At 60.4% G+C, this 18,045-nt stretch carries 26 protein-coding genes; 11 read left to right on the top strand and 15 right to left on the bottom strand.

The genetic code is table 11. The features are described 5' to 3' along the window. Positions 1 to 10 precede the first annotated feature (10 nt). Genes NKJ00_RS18370 through NKJ00_RS18360 form a run of 3 tightly spaced genes read right to left on the bottom strand, consistent with a single transcriptional unit; the run spans position 11 to position 3,935 of the window. Positions 11 to 2,290 (bottom strand): xanthine dehydrogenase family protein molybdopterin-binding subunit, encoded by a 2,280-nt coding sequence (locus tag NKJ00_RS18370; protein WP_352630677.1) that lies wholly within the window; start codon positions 2,288 to 2,290, stop codon positions 11 to 13. Positions 2,291 to 2,293: 3 nt separating this feature from the next. Beyond that, complete coding sequence (locus NKJ00_RS18365) at positions 2,294 to 3,316, bottom strand: FAD binding domain-containing protein (protein WP_352630675.1); 1,023 nt, start codon at positions 3,314 to 3,316, stop codon at positions 2,294 to 2,296. Position 3,317: 1 nt separating this feature from the next. Beyond that, a complete protein-coding gene (locus tag NKJ00_RS18360; protein ID WP_352552104.1) occupies positions 3,318 to 3,935 on the bottom strand; it encodes a (2Fe-2S)-binding protein in 618 nt (205 codons plus the stop codon). Positions 3,936 to 4,099: 164 nt separating this feature from the next. On the opposite strand from NKJ00_RS18360, the gene NKJ00_RS18355 reads away from it, so the two are divergent. The 3 genes from NKJ00_RS18355 to NKJ00_RS18345 all read left to right on the top strand — a co-directional run bounded on the left by NKJ00_RS18355 (position 4,100) and on the right by NKJ00_RS18345 (position 5,241). Continuing rightward, positions 4,100 to 4,276: a hypothetical protein gene (locus NKJ00_RS18355; RefSeq protein WP_352630673.1), complete on the top strand. Its 177-nt coding sequence runs from the start codon at positions 4,100 to 4,102 to the stop codon at positions 4,274 to 4,276. Between the two features lie 163 nt (positions 4,277 to 4,439). Continuing rightward, entirely contained in the window at positions 4,440 to 4,757 is a 318-nt protein-coding gene (locus NKJ00_RS18350) for a hypothetical protein (RefSeq protein WP_013531559.1), read from the top strand. Between the two features lie 40 nt (positions 4,758 to 4,797). Further along, complete coding sequence (locus tag NKJ00_RS18345; protein ID WP_023811968.1) at positions 4,798 to 5,241, top strand: PPC domain-containing DNA-binding protein; 444 nt, start codon at positions 4,798 to 4,800, stop codon at positions 5,239 to 5,241. 22 nt (positions 5,242 to 5,263) lie between these two features. Here NKJ00_RS18345 and NKJ00_RS18340 read toward each other — a convergent pair whose 3' ends face one another. Together NKJ00_RS18340 and NKJ00_RS18335 are read right to left on the bottom strand one after the other, a co-directional pair. Further along, positions 5,264 to 6,538 (bottom strand): DUF763 domain-containing protein, encoded by a 1,275-nt coding sequence (locus NKJ00_RS18340; protein ID WP_352630671.1) that lies wholly within the window; start codon positions 6,536 to 6,538, stop codon positions 5,264 to 5,266. A 101-nt stretch (positions 6,539 to 6,639) separates the two neighbouring features. Next, complete coding sequence (locus NKJ00_RS18335; RefSeq protein WP_127294539.1) at positions 6,640 to 7,248, bottom strand: cysteine hydrolase family protein; 609 nt, start codon at positions 7,246 to 7,248, stop codon at positions 6,640 to 6,642. A 202-nt stretch (positions 7,249 to 7,450) separates the two neighbouring features. Between NKJ00_RS18335 and NKJ00_RS18330 the strand changes: the two genes are divergently transcribed. Then, a complete protein-coding gene (locus NKJ00_RS18330; RefSeq protein ID WP_352630753.1) occupies positions 7,451 to 7,846 on the top strand; it encodes a GFA family protein in 396 nt (131 codons plus the stop codon). 24 nt (positions 7,847 to 7,870) lie between these two features. Continuing rightward, positions 7,871 to 8,302, top strand: a complete 432-nt coding sequence (locus NKJ00_RS18325) for an HD domain-containing protein (protein WP_023811972.1) — start codon at positions 7,871 to 7,873, stop codon at positions 8,300 to 8,302. 30 nt (positions 8,303 to 8,332) lie between these two features. Here the strand turns inward: NKJ00_RS18325 and NKJ00_RS18320 are convergent, their stop codons facing one another. From NKJ00_RS18320 to NKJ00_RS18305, 4 genes are all read right to left on the bottom strand, one after another. Next, positions 8,333 to 8,743 (bottom strand): DUF427 domain-containing protein, encoded by a 411-nt coding sequence (locus NKJ00_RS18320; protein WP_023811973.1) that lies wholly within the window; start codon positions 8,741 to 8,743, stop codon positions 8,333 to 8,335. Positions 8,744 to 8,867: 124 nt separating this feature from the next. Continuing rightward, the gene (locus NKJ00_RS18315; RefSeq protein ID WP_352630669.1) at positions 8,868 to 9,764 is read right to left on the bottom strand and encodes an alpha/beta fold hydrolase; all 897 of its coding nucleotides are present in this window, start codon (positions 9,762 to 9,764) and stop codon (positions 8,868 to 8,870) included. After that, entirely contained in the window at positions 9,761 to 9,946 is a 186-nt protein-coding gene (locus tag NKJ00_RS18310; RefSeq protein ID WP_023811976.1) for a hypothetical protein, read from the bottom strand. Before NKJ00_RS18310 ends, NKJ00_RS18315 begins: the two co-directional genes overlap by 4 nt. A gap of 88 nt (positions 9,947 to 10,034) precedes the next feature. Continuing rightward, the gene (locus NKJ00_RS18305) at positions 10,035 to 10,229 is read right to left on the bottom strand and encodes a DUF2934 domain-containing protein (protein WP_352441512.1); all 195 of its coding nucleotides are present in this window, start codon (positions 10,227 to 10,229) and stop codon (positions 10,035 to 10,037) included. Between the two features lie 320 nt (positions 10,230 to 10,549). On the opposite strand from NKJ00_RS18305, the gene NKJ00_RS18300 reads away from it, so the two are divergent. Continuing rightward, positions 10,550 to 10,807, top strand: coding sequence for a hypothetical protein (locus NKJ00_RS18300; protein ID WP_023811978.1), 258 nt, complete (start codon positions 10,550 to 10,552; stop codon positions 10,805 to 10,807). Between the two features lie 10 nt (positions 10,808 to 10,817). Here the strand turns inward: NKJ00_RS18300 and NKJ00_RS18295 are convergent, their stop codons facing one another. Then, the gene (locus tag NKJ00_RS18295; RefSeq protein WP_023811979.1) at positions 10,818 to 11,054 is read right to left on the bottom strand and encodes a DUF6894 family protein; all 237 of its coding nucleotides are present in this window, start codon (positions 11,052 to 11,054) and stop codon (positions 10,818 to 10,820) included. 95 nt (positions 11,055 to 11,149) lie between these two features. Further along, positions 11,150 to 11,602, bottom strand: a complete 453-nt coding sequence (locus NKJ00_RS18290; protein ID WP_352630667.1) for a hypothetical protein — start codon at positions 11,600 to 11,602, stop codon at positions 11,150 to 11,152. Between the two features lie 196 nt (positions 11,603 to 11,798). On the opposite strand from NKJ00_RS18290, the gene NKJ00_RS18285 reads away from it, so the two are divergent. Then, the gene (locus tag NKJ00_RS18285; RefSeq protein ID WP_352630665.1) at positions 11,799 to 12,680 is read left to right on the top strand and encodes a DUF1236 domain-containing protein; all 882 of its coding nucleotides are present in this window, start codon (positions 11,799 to 11,801) and stop codon (positions 12,678 to 12,680) included. Positions 12,681 to 12,807: 127 nt separating this feature from the next. Here the strand turns inward: NKJ00_RS18285 and NKJ00_RS18280 are convergent, their stop codons facing one another. From NKJ00_RS18280 to NKJ00_RS18265, 4 genes are all read right to left on the bottom strand, one after another. After that, the gene (locus NKJ00_RS18280; protein WP_023811982.1) at positions 12,808 to 12,972 is read right to left on the bottom strand and encodes a DUF3309 family protein; all 165 of its coding nucleotides are present in this window, start codon (positions 12,970 to 12,972) and stop codon (positions 12,808 to 12,810) included. A 144-nt stretch (positions 12,973 to 13,116) separates the two neighbouring features. Then, complete coding sequence (locus tag NKJ00_RS18275; protein WP_128304473.1) at positions 13,117 to 13,734, bottom strand: flavodoxin family protein; 618 nt, start codon at positions 13,732 to 13,734, stop codon at positions 13,117 to 13,119. Between the two features lie 548 nt (positions 13,735 to 14,282). Next, on the bottom strand, positions 14,283 to 14,894 hold the full coding sequence (locus NKJ00_RS18270; protein WP_352630663.1) for an alpha-ketoglutarate-dependent dioxygenase AlkB: 612 nt from the start codon (positions 14,892 to 14,894) through the stop codon (positions 14,283 to 14,285). A 387-nt stretch (positions 14,895 to 15,281) separates the two neighbouring features. Then, the gene (locus NKJ00_RS18265) at positions 15,282 to 16,031 is read right to left on the bottom strand and encodes a Crp/Fnr family transcriptional regulator (RefSeq protein ID WP_352630661.1); all 750 of its coding nucleotides are present in this window, start codon (positions 16,029 to 16,031) and stop codon (positions 15,282 to 15,284) included. Positions 16,032 to 16,602: 571 nt separating this feature from the next. Between NKJ00_RS18265 and NKJ00_RS18260 the strand changes: the two genes are divergently transcribed. From NKJ00_RS18260 to NKJ00_RS18245, 4 genes are all read left to right on the top strand, one after another. Continuing rightward, complete coding sequence (locus NKJ00_RS18260; protein WP_013531539.1) at positions 16,603 to 16,902, top strand: PRC-barrel domain-containing protein; 300 nt, start codon at positions 16,603 to 16,605, stop codon at positions 16,900 to 16,902. 80 nt (positions 16,903 to 16,982) lie between these two features. Beyond that, positions 16,983 to 17,417, top strand: a complete 435-nt coding sequence (locus NKJ00_RS18255) for a GFA family protein (protein WP_352630659.1) — start codon at positions 16,983 to 16,985, stop codon at positions 17,415 to 17,417. An 80-nt stretch (positions 17,418 to 17,497) separates the two neighbouring features. Continuing rightward, positions 17,498 to 17,698, top strand: a complete 201-nt coding sequence (locus tag NKJ00_RS18250) for a KTSC domain-containing protein (protein ID WP_352630657.1) — start codon at positions 17,498 to 17,500, stop codon at positions 17,696 to 17,698. Between the two features lie 152 nt (positions 17,699 to 17,850). Continuing rightward, on the top strand, positions 17,851 to 18,015 hold the full coding sequence (locus tag NKJ00_RS18245) for a hypothetical protein (RefSeq protein WP_081738679.1): 165 nt from the start codon (positions 17,851 to 17,853) through the stop codon (positions 18,013 to 18,015). The last annotated feature ends 30 nt before the right edge of the window (positions 18,016 to 18,045 follow it).

Here is an 18,045-nt window from a genome sequence, read left to right as displayed (position 1 = left end):
CTCTTGATCGTCAGCCTATCAAATCATCTATTCTGATCGGCAGATCGCGAATGCGCTTGCCGGTGGCATGATAGACGGCACTCGCCACGGCAGCAGCCGTTCCGACATTGCCGAGTTCGCCCAAGCCCTTGACGCCGGCAGGATTGACCTGGTGGTCGATTTCGGGGACCAGGATAACGTCGACCTGTTTGATGTCGGCGTTGACCGGCACGAGATAGTCCTGCAGGTCGCGATTCACGTAGCGCGCGTGTCGCTGATCGATTTCGGTGGCCTCGTGCAACGCTTGGCCAATGCCCCAGATCATGCCACCCATCAGCTGGCTGCGCGCGGTGCGCGTGTTCATGATGCGCCCGGCAGCGAAGGCTCCAACAATGCGCGGCACCCGGATTTCGCGTGTATAGCTGTTGATGCGCACTTCGACGAACTCGGCGCCAAACGCATATTTGACCGAATCTGCGTCGTTCTCTCCACCATGAAACTCCGATTGTCCGGCATAGAGTTTCCTCAGGGCTTCAGGCGAAGAACCCTTCGGCGCAAACTCGGCATATTCTTCGATGGCGCCGACTTGCATGGCCTTGAAGACATCGGCCAGCTTGGCGGACTTGCCGGTCTCGGTGACGACCTCTTCGCCCTTCAAATCCAGCTTCGCATTGGGCGAACCTGCCAGCGGAGCCCCCTTGCCCGCAGCGGCGGCAAACAGTTTTTCGCGTATCGCGTCGCAGGCTTTCATGACCGCGGAGCAGACGCTGGCGGTCGAGATCGATCCGCCCGACACGGGAGCCGGCGGCAAGGCACTGTCGCCCATCTCCACGCTGATCTTGTCCATGCCGACCCCCAGCCTTTCGGCCGCCATTTGGCCGGCGATGGTGCGAACGCCGGTGCCGATTTCATGGGAGCCGCACTGGACCCGAACCTCGCCATCGGCGGTGAGACGAACCCGGGCCGCGCAAGGTGCGGCGGCAGTCGGATAGATTGCCGTCGCACAGCCCATTCCGACCAGCCAATCGCCGTCGCGCATCGAGCCGACCCTGGGATCGCGCTTCGACCAGCCAAAGGCCTCGGACGCCTGGTCGTAGCACTTGATGAGTGAGCGGCTGGAAAATGGCTTGCCTCCGATCGGCTCCTTCTCCGGTTCATTGATGCGACGAAACTCGACAGGATCCATACCGAGGGCCACGGCCATTTCGTCCATGGCGTTTTCCAGCGCGTAGACATAAGGCGTCTCCGGCGGCGATCGCATGTAGCCAGGCGTGTTGCGGTCGGCATGAACCAGCGAAACATGCGTCAGAACGGAGCCGTAATCGTACATGCGCGCGGTGGCGGACGTGCCGCCGACGACATAAGGGTCAGGGCGTGACGTCACCTCCCAGGCCTCATGTCCGAACGCCGTGATGCGGCCGTCCTTGCCGGCGCCCATGCGGATCCGATGCCGCGTTTCGGCGCGATAGGTCTGCGTACCGAAGGCTTGCATGCGATTGACGACGCAGCGAACCGGCCGGCCGATGCGCCGCGCCGCGACGGCAACGATAGCAGTGCGTGCCGTCATCGGCCCCTTGGAGCCGAAGGCGCCGCCGATATAGGGACTGACGATCCGCACATTGGCCGGATCGAGCTTCAGTTGGCGTGCCAGTTCCACCTTCCAGCCCGTAACGTTTTGACTGGGTTCGTGTATCGTCAACTGGTCGCCCTGCCATATGGCGGTGGTCGAAAACAGCTCGATCGGATTATGATGCTGGGTCGGCGTCGAATATTTTTCGTCGATCTTCACCGTCGCATCCGCCCAAGCGGCGTCGAAGTCACCGGCCTTCGCATCCTCCTTGAACATCGGGCTTTTGCCGGCAGCCGGTTCCATCTTCACGCCCTTGGAATCAAAGCTGGCGCTGGGCCGTTCGTCCTCATAGTCGGCGCGGACCAACATCGCTGCCTCCTCCGCCGCCTCGAAGGTTTCAGCGACCACCAGAGCGATGATCTGACCATCGTGAAAAACCGTCTTGTCGTGCAAGGGCCCAATCGAACTTGCACCGGTGTTGCCGAATTTCGGCATGTCGGTCCTGTCCAGATCGCCATAGGTGACGATGTCCAGCACACCGGGTACGGCCTTGGCGTCTTTCGTGTGAAGTTCGGAAACCTTGCCCCGGGCAATGCTGCTGGTGGCAAGGGCACCGTAGGCGACGTTGGCCGTAACGATGTCGGCGGGATAGCCGGCCTGTCCGGTAACTTTTAGCCGGGCGTCAATGCGAACAACGGGATCGCCCTGGTTTTCCCTTGGAGCGGGTGCAGCTTGGTTCATGGCTCAGCCCTTCATATCCCGGGTTTCGAGCAGCGCCCGCACCAGCGTGCGCTTGCCGAGCGGTATCTTGAATGCGTTATGCTCGCGCGGTCTGGCATCGGCGAAAGCAGCCTCGGCGGCCTCCTGCGCCGTGGCTTCGTCAAGCACTTTGCCCTGTAGCGCGTCCTCTGCTTCGCGCGCACGCCACGGCACCGTCGCCACTCCGCCAAGCGCAATGCGCGCACTCCTTACCGTCTCGCCATCCATGTCGAGCGCGACAGCCGCGGACGCCAGCGCAAACGCGTAGGATTCGCGATCGCGTATCTTCAGATAGCGCGACCGGCTGCTCCACCGTGCGAGCGGCACTTCGATGGCGGTAATGAGCTCGTCGGCGGCCAGATCCGTCTCGATGTCGGGCGTTTCGCCCGGCCGTTTATGCAGCTTGGCAAAAGCAAGCGTGCGCCTTCCCCGCGGGCCTTCGACATCGACGGTGGCGTCCAGCGCAACCAGCGCCTGCGCGAAATCGCCGTGATACGTGGCAATGCAGGCATCGCTCGTACCCAGCACGGCATGCTGGCGATTGGACCCTTCCATCGCAGCGCAGCCGGAGCCCGGTTCGCGCTTGTTGCACGGCCAAGATATCTCTCGAAAATACTCGCAGCGCGTACGTTGCAGCACATTGCCGCCCAGGCTCGCCATGTTGCGAAGCTGACCGCTGGCAGCGAATTTCAAGCTGTCGGCGAGGACCGGGCAACGGCGCCGGACATCATTGTTGTCGGCTGCTTCACCCATACGGACCAGCGCACCAAACCGGATCTTATCATCGTCTATCCTGATCTGCCGCAAGGCCGGCTCGGTAAGAGTGTTGAGGTCGAGCAGTCGCTCCGGCCGCGCGACACCGAGCTTCATGTAGTCGGCCAGATTGGTGCCGCCGGCGATGACCTGCGTGTCGGCGCCGGTTGGCGGAACATGCACGGCATGGGGACGGGACGCCATGGCGATTGCCGTGGAGACGCTGGTTGGTCTTTCATATACGAACGGGCGCATCCTAAGCCCTCCTGGTCTCGTCGCGTGCCTGAACGATCGCCGCAACGATGTTGGGATAGGCCGCGCAGCGACATAGATTGCCGCTCATATATTCGCGAATATCATCTTCCGACCCAGCATGGCCTTCGTTGATGCAACCGATGGCGGACATGATCTGACCCGGTGTGCAATAGCCGCATTGAAAGGCATCGTGGTCGACGAAGGCCTGCTGGACCGGATGCAGTTCCCCGTCCGCCGAAGCCAGGCCTTCCACCGTTGTGATCTCCCGGCCCTGGTTCATGACGGCAAAGCTCAAGCAGGACAGTACCCGCTTTCCGTCGATCAGCACCGTGCAGGCACCACACTGACCGTGATCGCAACCTTTCTTGGTGCCGGTCAGGCCGACATGGTCGCGCAGCGCGTCAAGCAGGCTGGTTCGATTGTCGAGCGCGAGGTTGTAGGTCTGCTTGTTGATACGCATCGAAACCGCCGACAAATCGCGCGGTTCGGCCGGTTTTGCAGACGCGGGCTGGGCAGCTCTCGTTGGCGAATTCACAAGCGGCATCGCCGCCGCCGCCGAAACAGAGGCCGTCATGAACATGCGTCTGCTCAAGCCGCTGGAAATTTTGGCATCGGACATGGCTGGCTCCGGGCTGGCTGGGTCTTAAGCGGCCCAAACCACTCGCGGAGGGCAAAGTTCCCTCCTCACGGGCCTGTGATCCTTTTTCTGCTGGCCGGATCGATGCAATCGGAACCTCCCCGGTCAAGCGATGGTTGTGTGCCAAGAGCCGGAAGGAGGCGATCATGAGCGATGGTCGGCATGGCAACGACGGTGACGATGACAATGGACCTGTATTCTCTGCGGAGCAGGCGAGACAAGGCGAGATCATCCTGCGAACGCGCACCCGTCGGGTCATCTTCATAGCCGGCTTGGTCGGTGTCGTGATCCTGGCCCTCGTCGTGAGATTGGCAATCGGCTGAACCAATTCCCCTCGCCTTGCTGCTGCGCTCTCCCCGAAAAGCGTTAGCTTGCGCCGCGCGACGGTGTTTGGCCATGCCGCGCGATGCGGCATTGGCTACGCGAACTTCTGTTGGAACCAGCGCGTCAAATCGACGTTCAGCCCTTATTCAATAGGAGCAGGCCATGCCACGAGGCGACAAATCGAAATACACTGACAAGCAGGAGCGTAAAGCCGACCACATTGCCGAGGGCTACGAGAAGCGCGGGGTTTCGGACAAGGAAGCAGAGCGGCGTGCATGGGCTACCGTCAACAAGGACGATGGCGGTGGCAAGAAGGAAGGCGGTTCGGGCCGCGGCAAACACACGGGCCATCCCGCGGCGCACAAAGGCGGCAAAAGCGGCGGCAAGGCATCGGCATCACGGTCTGCCGCAAGCCGATCCGAATCGGCAAAGAAAGCTGCAGCGACCCGCAAGCGCAATGCGGAACACCGCGCCCATTGATCTCGGCGAGGGCCTTGGGCCGAACGATGGAAGCACAGGGATGAAATCTCAGCTCGTCAATGAGATCGGCGGACAACGGACATTCGTCGTGGTGCTCGACCCAGGCGAAGAAGCGTTCGCGGCACTGACCGCCTTCGCGGTCGACCAGGAGATCGGCAGTGCGTCATTGACCGCCATAGGGGCTTTCGAAAAAGCCACCGTGGGCTGGTTTGATCCGACCGCGAAGACCTACCGCAAAATCCCTATCGGCGAACAGTGCGAGGTTCTGAGCGCGATCGGCGATGTTGCACTGGGTGATGATGACAAGCCCAGCCTGCACGTCCATGCGGTGCTTGGATTGAGCGACGGCACCACCCGGGGTGGACATCTGCTTGACGGCATCGTTCGACCAACGCTCGAAATCACCCTGGTGGAAGCGCCCGGTCATCTGCGCCGCAGCAAGCGTCCGGACCTCGGTGTCGCGCTGATCGATCTGGCCGACTGATCTACAGCCCTCTGTCTCGTTCTCACGCTTTCTTGCTCCGCTCGGCAGGTGCTGTGTCCGGCGCAGCTTCCCACCCGAACACGCTGCGCCCGCCAAGCAGATGCGACTGGTCGAATTCTCCCGCGACAATTTCCTTCAGGCTGGGGCCGGTCACGTATCGCTCGACTTGCCGCGACTGATCGTCGAGCCGCCTCAAGGCGCCGATTTCTTCATCGCGACCGAGCTTTGCCTTCTGCACGGCCGACTTCAGAACCCCGATCGTCTCGTCATAGACCTTCAGCGGTACCGGAAATGGATGCCTGTCCTTGCCGCCATGCGCCAGCGAGAAGCGGCCGGGATCGGAAAAACGGCAAGGAGCGCCATGCACCACCTCGGCAACGAGGGCCAGCGCGCGCACTGTGCGTGCGCCGACGCCGGGGACCAGAAGGAGCTCGGCGAAATCGGTGGGACCGCGGTCCGCGGCGGCTGCGATATTGCCGTGTAGGCGATGCATGACGACATCGCTTTCGCGAACGTCATGGTGGGCCGGCATGACCAAATGCGGCAGCAGCGGTTGTTCCGGCTCCTGCCGGCGCGTCGGCTCCGCGCCACGCTCCAATGCCGCCAGCTCGCCCAGGATGCGATCCGGTCCGAGATCCTGCAAAAGGTCAAGTTGCCCTAGGCGGGACGCCTCGGCACGCCGGTCGGTCAGGTTGACGATCTCACCTTGATGGGCGCCCTCGATGGCGGCATGCGGCTGGTCGACAAAACTCTTGAGGCCCTCGGAAAGCCAATGGTAGCGGCGCGCCACCTTGCTGTCGCCGTTCATACCTTGCTGCACCACAACCCAGTGACCGTCATCGGCGACGATAAAGCCATGCAGATAGAGATCGAAACCGTCCTGGACGGCGGCGCTGTCGACCTTGGCGACCAGCCGGCTGGCGGTTGCCAGGCCCGCTCCGTCGAAGCCGACGCGTTGGCCGATGGCTTCCAGCTCATGCGGGGTTTTGCGCGAATGCGCGCCGCGACCACCGCAGACATGGATGCCGAGCTCGCCGGAAAGCGGCGTGAGGCCACGCTTCAAAGCGCCCACGACGCTGGTCGTTATTCCTGACGAGTGCCAGTCCATGCCCATAACAGCACCAAAGGACTGGAACCAGAATGGATGCGCCAGCCGCCGCAGCAGCTCGTCTCGACCATAGTGATGAATGATCGCCTCGCACATCACGGCGCCAAGACGCGTCATGCGGTCGCCGAGCCATTTTGGCACGCGCCCGCCATGGAGTGGAAGATCAGCACTTCCCGATCGTTGCGTCACGTCCTGCTACCTGTTCTGGTGTCCGTCATTCTCTTAACAGATAGGCAGCCCAACCGCGCAAGGAAGCATGGACGCTCCCACCCGGGCCGGGTTAGCGGACGTCAAGTCCAGTTCGAGAGAACCGTTTCCATCTCAACCGTCTCGACCTGCTGCGCGAAACGTTGGTGGTAAACCGTCAGCAGTGCGTCATGGGTTGCGTCGGAAGAACTGCACAGCGCGTCCGTGACGAGAACCACGCGATAGCCGAAATCGATGGCCCCGAGCACCGTGGCCAGAACGCAAACATCCGTTTCGCCGCCGGTGATGACCAGCGTATCGATGCCGCGCTCCACCAGGAGCGCTCTGAGACGCCCTTCGAACCAGGGCGAGTAGATGTGCTTGTCGACGATCGCCGCTGGCGGACAGTAGCCGGCTAAAGACGGCAACAGTTCGGTCATTTCGGGCCCGATCGTCTCGATCGTCAGGGAAGCCCAGCGCTCATAATAGCGCTTCCATGTGCCGACGCCCTGCCCCGGCTTCCCGGCGGGCAGGAAGCGTGTAAAGACCGTCTGTGGCGCGCGTCTTTCGACCAGCCTCTCGATCTGCGGGAGAACCCGGGTGATCCAGGGTGTTGCCCATTCGGACGGCTCTGCAAACAGCCGCTGCATATCCACGCAGATATGCATGCATCGATCGCCGAGAGGACCGTATGCCAGCCCCGGCATCGACATCAGCGCTTCTCCAACCGGCGATGCATTTTCCCTGGTTCCTCCCGTTGTCGGCAAAGACACGCAACGCCGCGCGCAAGCACTGGTTCCTGAGATAGCCACAGGAACCGACGTAAATGGCTGGCGTTTCCGCTGAGATGAATGGAGGTGCTCGCATGAGACCGCGCGAGAGGCGTTGGAGCGGCAAGTCAGCCGGGGCGCCAAAATGGAACTGAGCGGAGGATGTCTCTGCGGCACGATCCGCTTCCGCGTTGGAAGCGAACCGAGAGTGCATTACTGCCATTGTGATATGTGCCGGCGGGCGACCGGCAGTGCGTTCGCGGTTCTGGCCTGGGTGCCTTCCCAAAGCGTGACCTGGACCAATGCGACGCCGACCTATCGCAGGTCTTCGCCGATTGCCCGTAGGGGGTTCTGCTCCGCCTGCGGATCGCCGCTCAGCCTTGCCTATGACGCATCGCCCGGAGAGATCGCGCTGCATATCGGAACGTTCGACGATCCGGCTCGGCTGGAACCGCGCTACAATTATGGATCGAGGCAGCGACTTGGCTGGGTTTGCTGCGGAATAGACCTGCCGCACCACGATACTGAGGAGCGATGGTGAAACCATGTCTGAAGGACAAGCCAGATGAGCATGTTTTACCGGGCGGCCAAGATTGCCGAAGAGGTCCACGCAGCACAGCGCGACAAGACCGGGCGACCGTATATCGAGCACTGCCGCCGTATCGTTGACGCGGTCGAAACCAAGGACCAGAAGGTCGTCGCCTATCTCCATGACGTCCTCGAAAAGGGCGAAGGCTGGGACCGGACCAAGTTGGAAGAGGCCGGTTTTGGCCCGACGATCGCTTCGGCCGTCGACGCCATGTCGCGCAGGTCCGGTGAGGATTACTTCGCGTTTGTGCGACGAGCGGCATCGAATCCATTGGCGCTGCCGGTGAAGCGCGCGGATCTGGCGGACAATATCTGGCAGGCACGACAGGTCGGGGCATCGACTGTCAAATATGAGGAGGCACTATGCATCCTTGATGACGAGTTTCCGCGCCGTCAGCACCAGCCTTGAATTCAGATCGCCCCGCTGCGAACGGGCAATCTACTCCGGGACGTGGGGCGTGTGCCGTCTGTCCTCCGCGGGCTCGGCATCGATGCGCGCCTTTTCCGGATCGAATGCACCATGACGTGCAATGGGCCGCGCCGCGGTTTCAGGCGTCTCGTATGCCCACATGACATCGTCAGCCGAGCTGCCCACCGCATGGACGCGCCAGTAGCTCGCGGTGCCTTTCAAAGGGGAGCGGCTGGTGGTGTTCGTCTTTTCGAAAAGGTCGAAATAGATGTCTTCGAAAGGGATGTAGAACACGGGCTCATGTCCTTCTTCCTGAAGCACTTTCGCCCGTTCCGTGGCAGCGACTATGGCGTCGGAAAATCGTACCGTCACCGTGCCGGCAAACGGTTCTATGGCCAGTTGGCCAGCATGGTGTGTTGAGATTGCGCCTGAAGCTTGCATTCAAATTCTCCCTGGCTGCCGATTGATTGCGAGACCGCATTTCGGTTCGTCATGCATGGAGACGAAATGCACGGCGATGCGTCAGGTTCCGGTCTGTACTATGAGGTCGAATGACGACCCCACTTCAGCGCTTGCCATGGCTATCGAGAAACGCAGCCAACAATCGCGAAACCTGATCAGAAGCCTCACGCGTCGGGAAGTGTCCGATGCCATCCAGCACCACCCGCCTGTAGAACGCGGTGAAATGCTTTTCGAACCCCTCTGAGGACTGGGCAAACACAACGCGGTCGTCGCCACCATGAAGCGTCAGGATTGGCACCGTGATGATCTTGACCGCTGCTTGCCGGCGGGCGAGTTCGGCATAGCGTGGATCGGGCTCGGCCTCTTCCCATCTGACCCGATAGGAATGCAACGTCACATCCGCCCAGTCAGGATTTTCGAACGAACTCGCGACACCATCGAAAATAGCGTCGTCGAACCAGCCTAATGGGCCCCAGCTATCCCACTGGTATCTGGCGAATTTCTTGCCATTGTTTCGTACGAACTCAGCGCCCCGTGCCGTCGCCATGAACCATTGATACCAAAATGCTTTCGCTTGTCCGGGCGCCGGCGTTGCTGGTTTGCCTGGTTGCCAGCCGAGCGACAGCGCAGCACAGCACTTGATGCGGTCCGGGAAAACCGACGCGAGCAGATAGGATATCCGGGCGCCCCAATCGTGTCCGACAACCGCAAAGCGGCTGAGGCCAAGCGCATCGGCAAAATCCAGCACATCCTGCGCCATCGCGGCAATCTCGCCCGAGCGCATGGTTTCTTCTGACAGGAACGATGTCGGCCCAAAGCCTCGCAGCCAAGGCGAAAACGTCCGAAAGCCAGCTTCATGAAGGGCTGGCGAAATGCGAGCGTATGTCGTCGCGTCGTCGGGCCAGCCATGCAGCAGGATAACCGGGGCGCCGTCTCGCAGTCCACCATCGAGATAGGCGACGCGCAGCAGAGGTGTGTCGCAATGTGAGACCGAGTTCATTTGCCCTGAGGCACAGTGGCTGGCTGATCACCACCAGTCGTGGACTCTGGTCTGGCGGCCTGGTCAATCTGTGGGTTCTTGTTGATGGTGCCGGTGTTGGCTTTCATCGGCTCGATATTGTTGTCGCAGGCGCCGAGCGCAAGGACGGCGGCCAGGACCAGGAGTAAAAAGAACCTCTTCATCGAAACCTCCTCTGGTTGCTGTCCGGCAAACGAGGTTCCACCAATTTGGTTGCCTGATCGTACTCTCAAGACGCCATGGATTTGACGATCAACGCTTTGAGCTATTGGAATCGGCTGCAACTGTCGGATCAGGCAAAACCGGGCCACGTTCAGTCTCCGAACCCTCAGCCTCGATCTCCTGCACGGCCTGGTCCCAGTGCTCCTGCTCGCGGCCAGCCGGCCGGCCCTCCTGCTCCCAGATTTCATGGGCTCGCCGTTTGATCTTTTCTTCCTTGCTGTCCATGGCTAGATCCTCCGATTCGTCAGTCTCAATTCCGGGCCATATTTTTTGTTCCTCCCCATATTTTTTGTTCCTCCTCTGTCGGGAACAGCGCTGCCGGAGTCGCGATTTCGGGGAAGGCGCTTGTGGATTGCGTGGGATGAGCCGCTTGGTAATTTTCGTACCGATATTTTTTCGTGACACACCGAGGCCCGCAGCTTTATGAATCTGGCTATCGGCCAGCGCCGAGCACGTCCCTCTCCGATCCTCTTGCCCGGCGCTCAACGCCTGATCGCCCGTCGCATCGACATGACGGGCTGTTGCTTCGAGAGGAGGTGACGCCCATGCGGGAATTGCCGAAAGACATCGACGCCGATGTGGTCATCGAAATCAGCAAGCTGCTGGACGACAGCCCGCTTTTCGTCCCGGTGCGGGTTCATGAACTTGCGGCCAAGGTGAGGCAGAGGGTGAAGACCGGCCTGCCGGATTTTTCGATCGAAGAACTGATCGTGGAGATGGCCTCCGTACGTCAACTGGCCATGGCCTTTGATCTGCCTGGATCGGAGAACGTCGTGCAAATCCCGGTGCGGTATCGCCGCTAGCACTGCGGCATCACACGCTCCATCCGGAGGTCAGAACAAGCGATGCCTCAAACATCTGCGCACCGATCTCATCGCGTACTTTGACGGTTACCTTGACGAAATCGCAGTCGGGCATTTCGTCTTGGGCAACATCCTGCAAAATACGAATTGCTTCCGCTCTGGCTTGTTCCCGGGATTCGAACAGCTGCCCGTCATCGTCGGGTACCGCGCCGTCACCGTTTTGAAGATCGAAATAGTACCGCTTCATTTTCGGGCCACGCTGGAAACATCGGGCGGGTCAGTGATTTCGCTTCATTGGGGTTCCTGCCCGCTCGGCGGCCGTGCTGGTGAAGACGTGGTCGTTCAACGCACCGCAGCGCGAAGCGCCCATAGGAAAAGCACAAGCAACGCCAAGGCATTGAGGCCGGCGGCGATGGCATGTGAATACTCCCATTGGCGCCGCAGCAGCTCCCAGTTTTCAGGCAGGACAGTCCAGTTCCGGGTCGCCTGATTGATTGGGTAGGTCAGCGTCCAGAAGGCAAATTGCGTGGCGCCGATGCTGAGAAAGGCGACGACAACCAAGCCGAAAGATGCACTCGCTCGGTAGAGCAGGATCGCCAGGGCGGCCGTAGAGAGCAATGCTCCCAGCACCACGATTCCGAACAGGCTCCATCCATCATAGGCGCGCTGCGCAGCCAGATAGTTTGGCCCGTCGAGCTTCATCTTGTTGAACATCGCGAAGAAATGCGCAGCGGCCGGAACGAAAGCCAGTGCCACGAAAATGAAGCTGACCACCCTCAGACTATAAATTGCCATATCCGGCCTCCTCTCAGGAGAGAGCTAGGGCAATCGGCAAGGTTGAAAAGGTCATTTTAACGACGGCTTCCGCCCGCGATCATATGGTCCTGAGTGAGGTCATTTTTTTAGACCTCACTCAACTATCTCGGAACATTTTTTTTGGGTTCTGGTTCTACGCACTGAAGGGACGAACCTTACCCAGGGAGATTTCCCCATGAAACATGTTCTCATTACCAGCATGCTGGCGATCGGGCTCGGCTGTGGAACGGCAATGGCTCAGACACAACAGCCCGAAAGCCAATCTGGCGCAGACGCCAATTGCGCTTCCGGGCAGGCCGACTGCCAGGGCGGTTCCAAGATGGGCGAGCAGGCCCAGGGCAAAGCCAAGCTGAAGACCGACGAGCAGGCTCAGGGCAAGGTCGGCACCTCCACCGACCAACAGGCGCAGGGCAAGGCCAAACTGAAGACCGACGAGCAGGCGCAGGGCAAGGCCGGCACCTCCACCGACCAACAGGCTCAGGACAAGACCAAGCTGAAGACCGACGAGCAGGCGCAGGGCAAGGCCGGCACCACCGACCAGCAGGCTCAGGACAAGACCAAGCTGAAGCAGGCGCAGGACAAGACCAAGCTGAAGACCGACGAGCAGGCGCAGGGCAAGGCCGGCACCCCCACCGACCAGCAGGCTCAGGACAAGACCAAGATGCAGACCGACGAGCAGGCTCAGGGCAAGGCTGGCACCACCACCGACCAGCAGGCTCAGGACAAGACCAAGATGCAGACCGACGAGCAGGCTCAGGGCAAGGCCTCGACACAGGATACGACGTCGACCGGTTCCATCAACAACGTGACGGTGGAGCAGAAAACCGAGGTCACTCAGATCATCCGGGAGACGAAGGTCGAGCCTGCTTCCAATGTCGATTTTGACATCACCGTCGGCGTCGAAGTCCCACGGCAGAAGGTCAGGCTGCATCGTTTGCCGGCTCGTATCGTCAAGATCGTTCCCGCTTACGAAAGTTACGAGTATTTCGTGCTTGCGGACGGCCGGATCGTCATCGTTGATCCGGATACGTTCAAGATCGTCCTGATTTTGACCTAACATCTCCAACGAGTGGTCCGCCCTCTAGAGGGCGGACCGTCATTGCTGGACTGCTATGGATTCAAAGCAACCCAGAAGGACCGCAAGCGGCAGGTGATACATTCTGCCACCCGCATCGCGGACTCGGCTAGAGACGCCCGAGCACGACCAGGATAATGACTACAAGCAGCAGCAGACCGAGGCCGCCGCCGCCATAGTAACCGGTGCCGTAGAAAGGCCCGCCGCCAAGACCACTAAAACCGCCAAGCAATGCAATGACCAGAATAATGATAAGAATCGTGCCGAGACCCATGACTTGCTCTCCTGTTTGCGGCTTCGCGCCGTATAGACGGAGCGGCGGTCGCCGGCTGATGAGAATATGAACTCGCTACAAGCCTTCCTGTTCCCGACTGAGACCTCATCGACGCTGCCAAGGTAGTGTTTAGGTGAACAAAGGTCACCCCGAGACGCCCGAGTAGTCCCGCTCTTTCAGCAATCCAGCGAGATGGGCGGCGTTTGAAGCTGCCATTTCGATCGCACCCGAGACTTTTTCCGGAGTTGCCGGCAGGTCGACGTAGTTAACCTCCTGCATGGCCTCGCCAACCCAATAGACCCCGCCATTGGCCGGGATGGTGAAGCCAACATCGTTCAGTGCCTGAAAGCATTCCGCGTGGCAGTGATGCGCACCGTCCTCATTGCCGACGATGGCTACCAAGGCCACCTTTCCTGCTGCCGGCATGCGCCCTCTGTCATCGGTCTCATCGAGAAACGCATCCATCCGCTCCAGGACGCGCTTGGCCACACTCGAGGGCTGGCCAAGCCAGATCGGGAGCCCGAGCACGAAAATGTCGGCCGCCAGTATTTTCTTCCTGAGTTTCGGCCAATCGTCGCCCTCGCCCATGTCGGAGAGCACGCCGGGCTTGATATCGTGGCTGAGCGCACGCACGATCTCGCCCTTCACCTCGTATTGCATCAGCGCCGCCAGGACATCGGCGAGCAACCGATCGGTGGAGGATTTTTCCCTGTCGTTCGAAGCTTTGAGCGAGCAATTGAGTGCGAAGGCCGTAAGCGGCATCTGGATCTCCCTGCATTGTCCTAATTGCAAATCGCCGCGACGACTTCGCGACAGCCCATTCGCCCGTTGCGGGACCGCTCGGCATTTTAACGTCAGGATTAAATGCTTGTTCCGCCAAGCGGATCAACAGGCCGGTGGCGAGAGTGGCCCCCTCCTCCCGCCGGGTGACGGTCCAGCCGGCTGAGCGAGCAGGCTGGGTTCTTTGAGCACTGGCCACTGCTGGAGAACGGGCGGCGGTGAGCAGCGACGCCGGCGGAACCGGTCGGGCAACCTATTCGTTCGCTCATCGTTTTCTCCTGAGTTCCCGAGAATGGATAGACGATGCTCGTCCGGACCCTCGAAGCAGGCAATATGCGGCTGGCGGTATCCATGGCCGGCGATCCGGGCCGACCGGCCTTGATCCTTCTGCACGGCTGGCCCCATTCCCGGAAAATCTATGAGGGTGTGATCGATGAACTCGGCGCACGATGCTTTACGCTGGCTTTCGATCTTCCGGATCGGTGAATCGCGTGGCACGCCGCCGTCGGCGGAAAAGAAGGTTCTTATGCTCATGCGGAGTTGGCGCGCAATGTCCGCAAGGTGATCGAGTATCGATGCAGGTCAACTGGCGGAATGCTATGCTCCCATTCCGTGCGCGATGGTCCGGTCATGAGATACGCCGACCTTGGTTCGACGACGATGGTGCGGCGATCCCACTTGGTGCCATTCTTCCGCCGGAGCCGAAAACTGCAAGGCGCCAGCAACGAAACACCCGCAACGTCTTCGAAATGAGGCTTGTCTCGATGCCAGCCAATGCCGGCGCCGGGCCGGTATTCATTGATCAACACTTGCGCGAAGGCCTCGGCGGGCCTGCCTGCCAACGCCGCGATCTTGTCGCGCAGGGCCAACAGGAAGTCAGGGATCGGCGGCGCCTCGACGACCTGACGCCTGTCATAGTCGTAACGCAGGCCAAAGCCTACGACGCGCCGGTTTGCCAGATGGCCATGGAAATCGAACGCCTCGAAGGGTAGGTCTTCGAGATGCCGGGCGAGTTCCGTTTCTTCTTGCGCCGCGATCAGTTCGGGCTGGTAGAGGAAACCTTCCGGCAGGTCGTCGGCAGCACCAAAGAGATCGTGCTGGAGCCTGGATGAGTCGAGTGTTTTCGATGTGGGTGTCGCCATCCCAGCTAGATGGTGAAGGCCAGCCCGCCTGGCAATATCGGAACCTGGCCAGCAAATCTGCACCCCACCCAGCGGACATCACCGCATCTGACAACGCCTGCCAATCCGGAGTTTATCGGGGTGCTATATTCAACCTAGGATTCCGCGAGCATGCCTTGAACCCGACCGAGGGAGGTTGCGTGCATGTGCGTACGGTTCTTACCAAACCGTGAGCCTTCGTTGCCAGTTGCTTGTCAGCAACTAGATTGGCACCGCGGCATCCCCAAAAAATGCCGCGGTGGCCGGCGCGGGCTAGGCAACGGTGTCTCACCGGCATCATCGCGTCGGCCACTCGAAAATGTCTTCCTGGCGGTTCAGTGGTGGAGAAGCCTCTGTTGGCCCCGGCGCTCAAGCGAGAGGCCGCTCCTGCCTCGCGGCATGCTTCGAGCCCAAATCTCCGATCAGCCGGCGGTACTGGGTTTCAGGTGGACCGTAAGAGCCTCGCGCCAACGTCACGAGACCGTCTCGATCGCGGATCGTGATCTCTCCGCGGCGCGCTCGGATATAACCATAACTCTCGATCATCTGCAGACCCACGGTAACCCCCGGACGCCTGACACCAAGCATGATGGACAGAAATTCATGGGTTATCATAAGCCTGTCTCCGACAGTGCGGTCGCTGCACATCAAAAGCCATCTCGCCAGCCGGACTTCCAGGCTCTGCCGTGCGTTGATCGATGCCGTGTAGCTTGTCTGAACGTGGAAATATTGGACATAGCGCAACAGGAACGACCGCAACGTAGGGCTGTTCTCCAGGGCTTCGACGAATGGGGCAGCCTCTACCCGGAGGGCCTCGCATGTCGACTGGACGTAGCAATCAAAGTTCGCCTGGTCGTCCCCCATGATCAGGGCCGAACCGGTCATTCCTTCGAACCCGATGATTCCGACTTCCGCTTCGGTCGCCGCCGAAGTCCTGGCCACCACCGATGCCAGTCCGCTTTCCAGAAAATAGACAGCTTCGATCTTCTGCCCCGCAGTCTCCAGTGGCGCGCGCAAGTCCAGGAAAACGCTCGCCAGATGCGGCCTTAACCGCGCGAAGTCGTCCGCGCTCATGCGGCGAAGCAATTCGCTCTTGGCTTGCAGTATCTGGTAATCCACGAGACTCTTTTCCCTTGGGCAAGAGCACTGGGATCTCTTAGCCGGCCGCGCCCGTCTAACGAGCGGACGGTAACGAACCATAGACCTCGTCTCGCGCAGCACTAGACGGGCCGGCGTGTTGGTATGAAACCGACAGTTACTGCTGAAGACTCGAAGGCCTTGCTGGCTGACCATCTTTCGCCAGCAAACGAGCCTCCCGCAGGATAGAGGCGCGATCGAACCCGAGGAGCGATATGATTTCACGTATCTGCTGTTCAGTGGCGCCTGTATCCCGCGCCAGCGCGGTTATCGCGTCTAGTGGCAGACCGGGATGCTCGGGCTCCTCGCCATGCAAACGCCATGCCTCGTGATGGGCAAGAGCGATGGTCACTCCCAAGCGTCAACGCCCAACTGTGCTGCTGACGATTTCACTTTGTACGCTTCCGTACGGAGCTTTGCGAGTCAATTCGGGCCGAGGCTGATTTTGAGGGTTCTTGCGTCCTTGCGTCGTCCGCCCCTCGCCCCCGAAATTGTTCGGAACGATTGCTCGGCTGAGAGGTTCAAATATTCCACCCCACAGGAGTCTCGAACGATGGATCACACCAACCACGTACGCCTCACAAGCACCGAACTGACGCCCGACATTCTCGAAGACGCCACGATTTACGACGCGGACGACAACAAGGTCGGCAGCGTCTCGCATGTCCACGGCTCTGGAGCCGCCAGTCAGGTCGTCATCGATGTCGGCGGCTTCCTCGGCATCGGCGCCAAGCCAGTGGCCGTTCCCGCGAGCCAGTTGGAATTCATGCGCGATGAAGACGGCGACGTTCACGCGGTGACGAACTGGACCAAGGATCAGCTCAAGAGCATGCCCGAGCATCACGATGCATGATTTCAACGACTTCACCTTGAATGGGAGCGGCCGTTCGGCCGCTCTCTGAACGTCCCTTGGGCGCGACAGGTGGACAGGCGATGCGGCGCGAGACCGGAGCCTGCTTCTGCGGACGGATCGCGGCAGCCATGGATGGAGAGCCTGTCTGGATATGCTACGATCACGACGACGATTGCCGCCGGGCCATCGGAAGTCCGCTGACGATCTGGGTCGGTTACCGGCCGAAGCAATTTCAGCTTCTTAGGGGAACTCCGAAGGCCTTTTCCAAAACGCCAGGCGTCACTCGCACGTTCTGCCCAGACTGTGGAAGCTCGATAGGCTATCGCGACGAAGGCCTGCCGGACGAGTTCTATGTGACGATCGGCTTCCTCGACAAACCTGAAGGTTTTCGGCCGCAAGCCCATGCCTATTGGGACCTGAGGCTACCGTGCATCGAGTTTGATGACAGCCTGCCACGCATCGACCGATATTCGAGGAAGCGCGACCCGACGTTCGGCAACCCGCGCGACCGGTAGTCGCGGTGCGAGCCGCGAGGACATCGGCGGAACCTGACTATTGCTAGCGGGTTATTCGGGCAGACCCGTCGGGTGCCACTATGCCATCGACCGTGATCCAAAACACACAATACGATCCCGCTACCAGGATCCTCTCGGTCTGGTTTGTTCCGAGCGGCAAACGTTACGACTATGAGGATGTTGCTCCGGTAACTTATGCCGCTTTCACCAAAGCTTCCTCAAAAGGCCGCTTCTTCAATGAATTCATCCGAGATCGCCATCGGTATCGCCGCGTGGCGTGACAAGTTCGGACATGAGCAGACGATGCACGGAACCTGACCCGCATCGTCTCGTTGACGTCTCGTCGAAGCAAACCAGGCAATGACAATTCATCTGGATATGCTCGGGACCGGCAAAGATCGATCGGAACAGGCTTCAAGGGAGTTCAAGAGCCATGACGGCCAAGAAGCAGAAGACCGAAAGCAAGGACAAGAAGGCGCTGCGCTTGGCAGAGACCACCGACGTCTCACCCAAGCAGGCCAAGGAGCTTATGCAAAAGCATGGCAAGGACAGCCCCAAGGTCGAGAAAGAAGCCAGAAACTTCAAGGCGGAAGGATAGGACGCATTGAGGCCCGGCTTGCATGACCCC

Source organism: Mesorhizobium sp. M0227, from assembly GCF_040321855.1.
GTDB lineage: Bacteria > Pseudomonadota > Alphaproteobacteria > Rhizobiales > Rhizobiaceae > Mesorhizobium.
This window is presented reverse-complemented; position numbering and strand designations above follow the sequence as displayed.

Excerpts from the sequence above, each read along its gene's own strand:
- NKJ00_RS18350 (WP_013531559.1), top strand. The coding sequence starts at position 4,440 with ATGCCACGAGGCGACAAATCGAAATACACTGACAAGCAGGAGCGTAAA.
- NKJ00_RS18335 (WP_127294539.1), bottom strand. The coding sequence starts at position 7,248 with ATGTCGATGCCGGGGCTGGCATACGGTCCTCTCGGCGATCGATGCATG.
- NKJ00_RS18320 (WP_023811973.1), bottom strand. The coding sequence starts at position 8,743 with ATGCAAGCTTCAGGCGCAATCTCAACACACCATGCTGGCCAACTGGCC.
- NKJ00_RS18330 (WP_352630753.1), top strand. The coding sequence starts at position 7,451 with ATGGAACTGAGCGGAGGATGTCTCTGCGGCACGATCCGCTTCCGCGTT.
- NKJ00_RS18260 (WP_013531539.1), top strand. The coding sequence starts at position 16,603 with ATGGATCACACCAACCACGTACGCCTCACAAGCACCGAACTGACGCCC.
- NKJ00_RS18325 (WP_023811972.1), top strand. The coding sequence starts at position 7,871 with ATGAGCATGTTTTACCGGGCGGCCAAGATTGCCGAAGAGGTCCACGCA.
- NKJ00_RS18370 (WP_352630677.1), bottom strand. The coding sequence starts at position 2,290 with ATGAACCAAGCTGCACCCGCTCCAAGGGAAAACCAGGGCGATCCCGTT.
- NKJ00_RS18360 (WP_352552104.1), bottom strand. The coding sequence starts at position 3,935 with ATGTCCGATGCCAAAATTTCCAGCGGCTTGAGCAGACGCATGTTCATG.
- NKJ00_RS18275 (WP_128304473.1), bottom strand. The coding sequence starts at position 13,734 with ATGCCGCTTACGGCCTTCGCACTCAATTGCTCGCTCAAAGCTTCGAAC.
- NKJ00_RS18295 (WP_023811979.1), bottom strand. The coding sequence starts at position 11,054 with ATGAAGCGGTACTATTTCGATCTTCAAAACGGTGACGGCGCGGTACCC.
- NKJ00_RS18345 (WP_023811968.1), top strand. The coding sequence starts at position 4,798 with ATGAAATCTCAGCTCGTCAATGAGATCGGCGGACAACGGACATTCGTC.
- NKJ00_RS18255 (WP_352630659.1), top strand. The coding sequence starts at position 16,983 with ATGCGGCGCGAGACCGGAGCCTGCTTCTGCGGACGGATCGCGGCAGCC.
- NKJ00_RS18250 (WP_352630657.1), top strand. The coding sequence starts at position 17,498 with ATGCCATCGACCGTGATCCAAAACACACAATACGATCCCGCTACCAGG.
- NKJ00_RS18310 (WP_023811976.1), bottom strand. The coding sequence starts at position 9,946 with ATGAAGAGGTTCTTTTTACTCCTGGTCCTGGCCGCCGTCCTTGCGCTC.
- NKJ00_RS18270 (WP_352630663.1), bottom strand. The coding sequence starts at position 14,894 with ATGGCGACACCCACATCGAAAACACTCGACTCATCCAGGCTCCAGCAC.
- NKJ00_RS18315 (WP_352630669.1), bottom strand. The coding sequence starts at position 9,764 with ATGAACTCGGTCTCACATTGCGACACACCTCTGCTGCGCGTCGCCTAT.
- NKJ00_RS18305 (WP_352441512.1), bottom strand. The coding sequence starts at position 10,229 with ATGGACAGCAAGGAAGAAAAGATCAAACGGCGAGCCCATGAAATCTGG.
- NKJ00_RS18365 (WP_352630675.1), bottom strand. The coding sequence starts at position 3,316 with ATGCGCCCGTTCGTATATGAAAGACCAACCAGCGTCTCCACGGCAATC.
- NKJ00_RS18285 (WP_352630665.1), top strand. The coding sequence starts at position 11,799 with ATGAAACATGTTCTCATTACCAGCATGCTGGCGATCGGGCTCGGCTGT.
- NKJ00_RS18355 (WP_352630673.1), top strand. The coding sequence starts at position 4,100 with ATGAGCGATGGTCGGCATGGCAACGACGGTGACGATGACAATGGACCT.
- NKJ00_RS18290 (WP_352630667.1), bottom strand. The coding sequence starts at position 11,602 with ATGGCAATTTATAGTCTGAGGGTGGTCAGCTTCATTTTCGTGGCACTG.
- NKJ00_RS18300 (WP_023811978.1), top strand. The coding sequence starts at position 10,550 with ATGCGGGAATTGCCGAAAGACATCGACGCCGATGTGGTCATCGAAATC.
- NKJ00_RS18245 (WP_081738679.1), top strand. The coding sequence starts at position 17,851 with ATGACGGCCAAGAAGCAGAAGACCGAAAGCAAGGACAAGAAGGCGCTG.
- NKJ00_RS18280 (WP_023811982.1), bottom strand. The coding sequence starts at position 12,972 with ATGGGTCTCGGCACGATTCTTATCATTATTCTGGTCATTGCATTGCTT.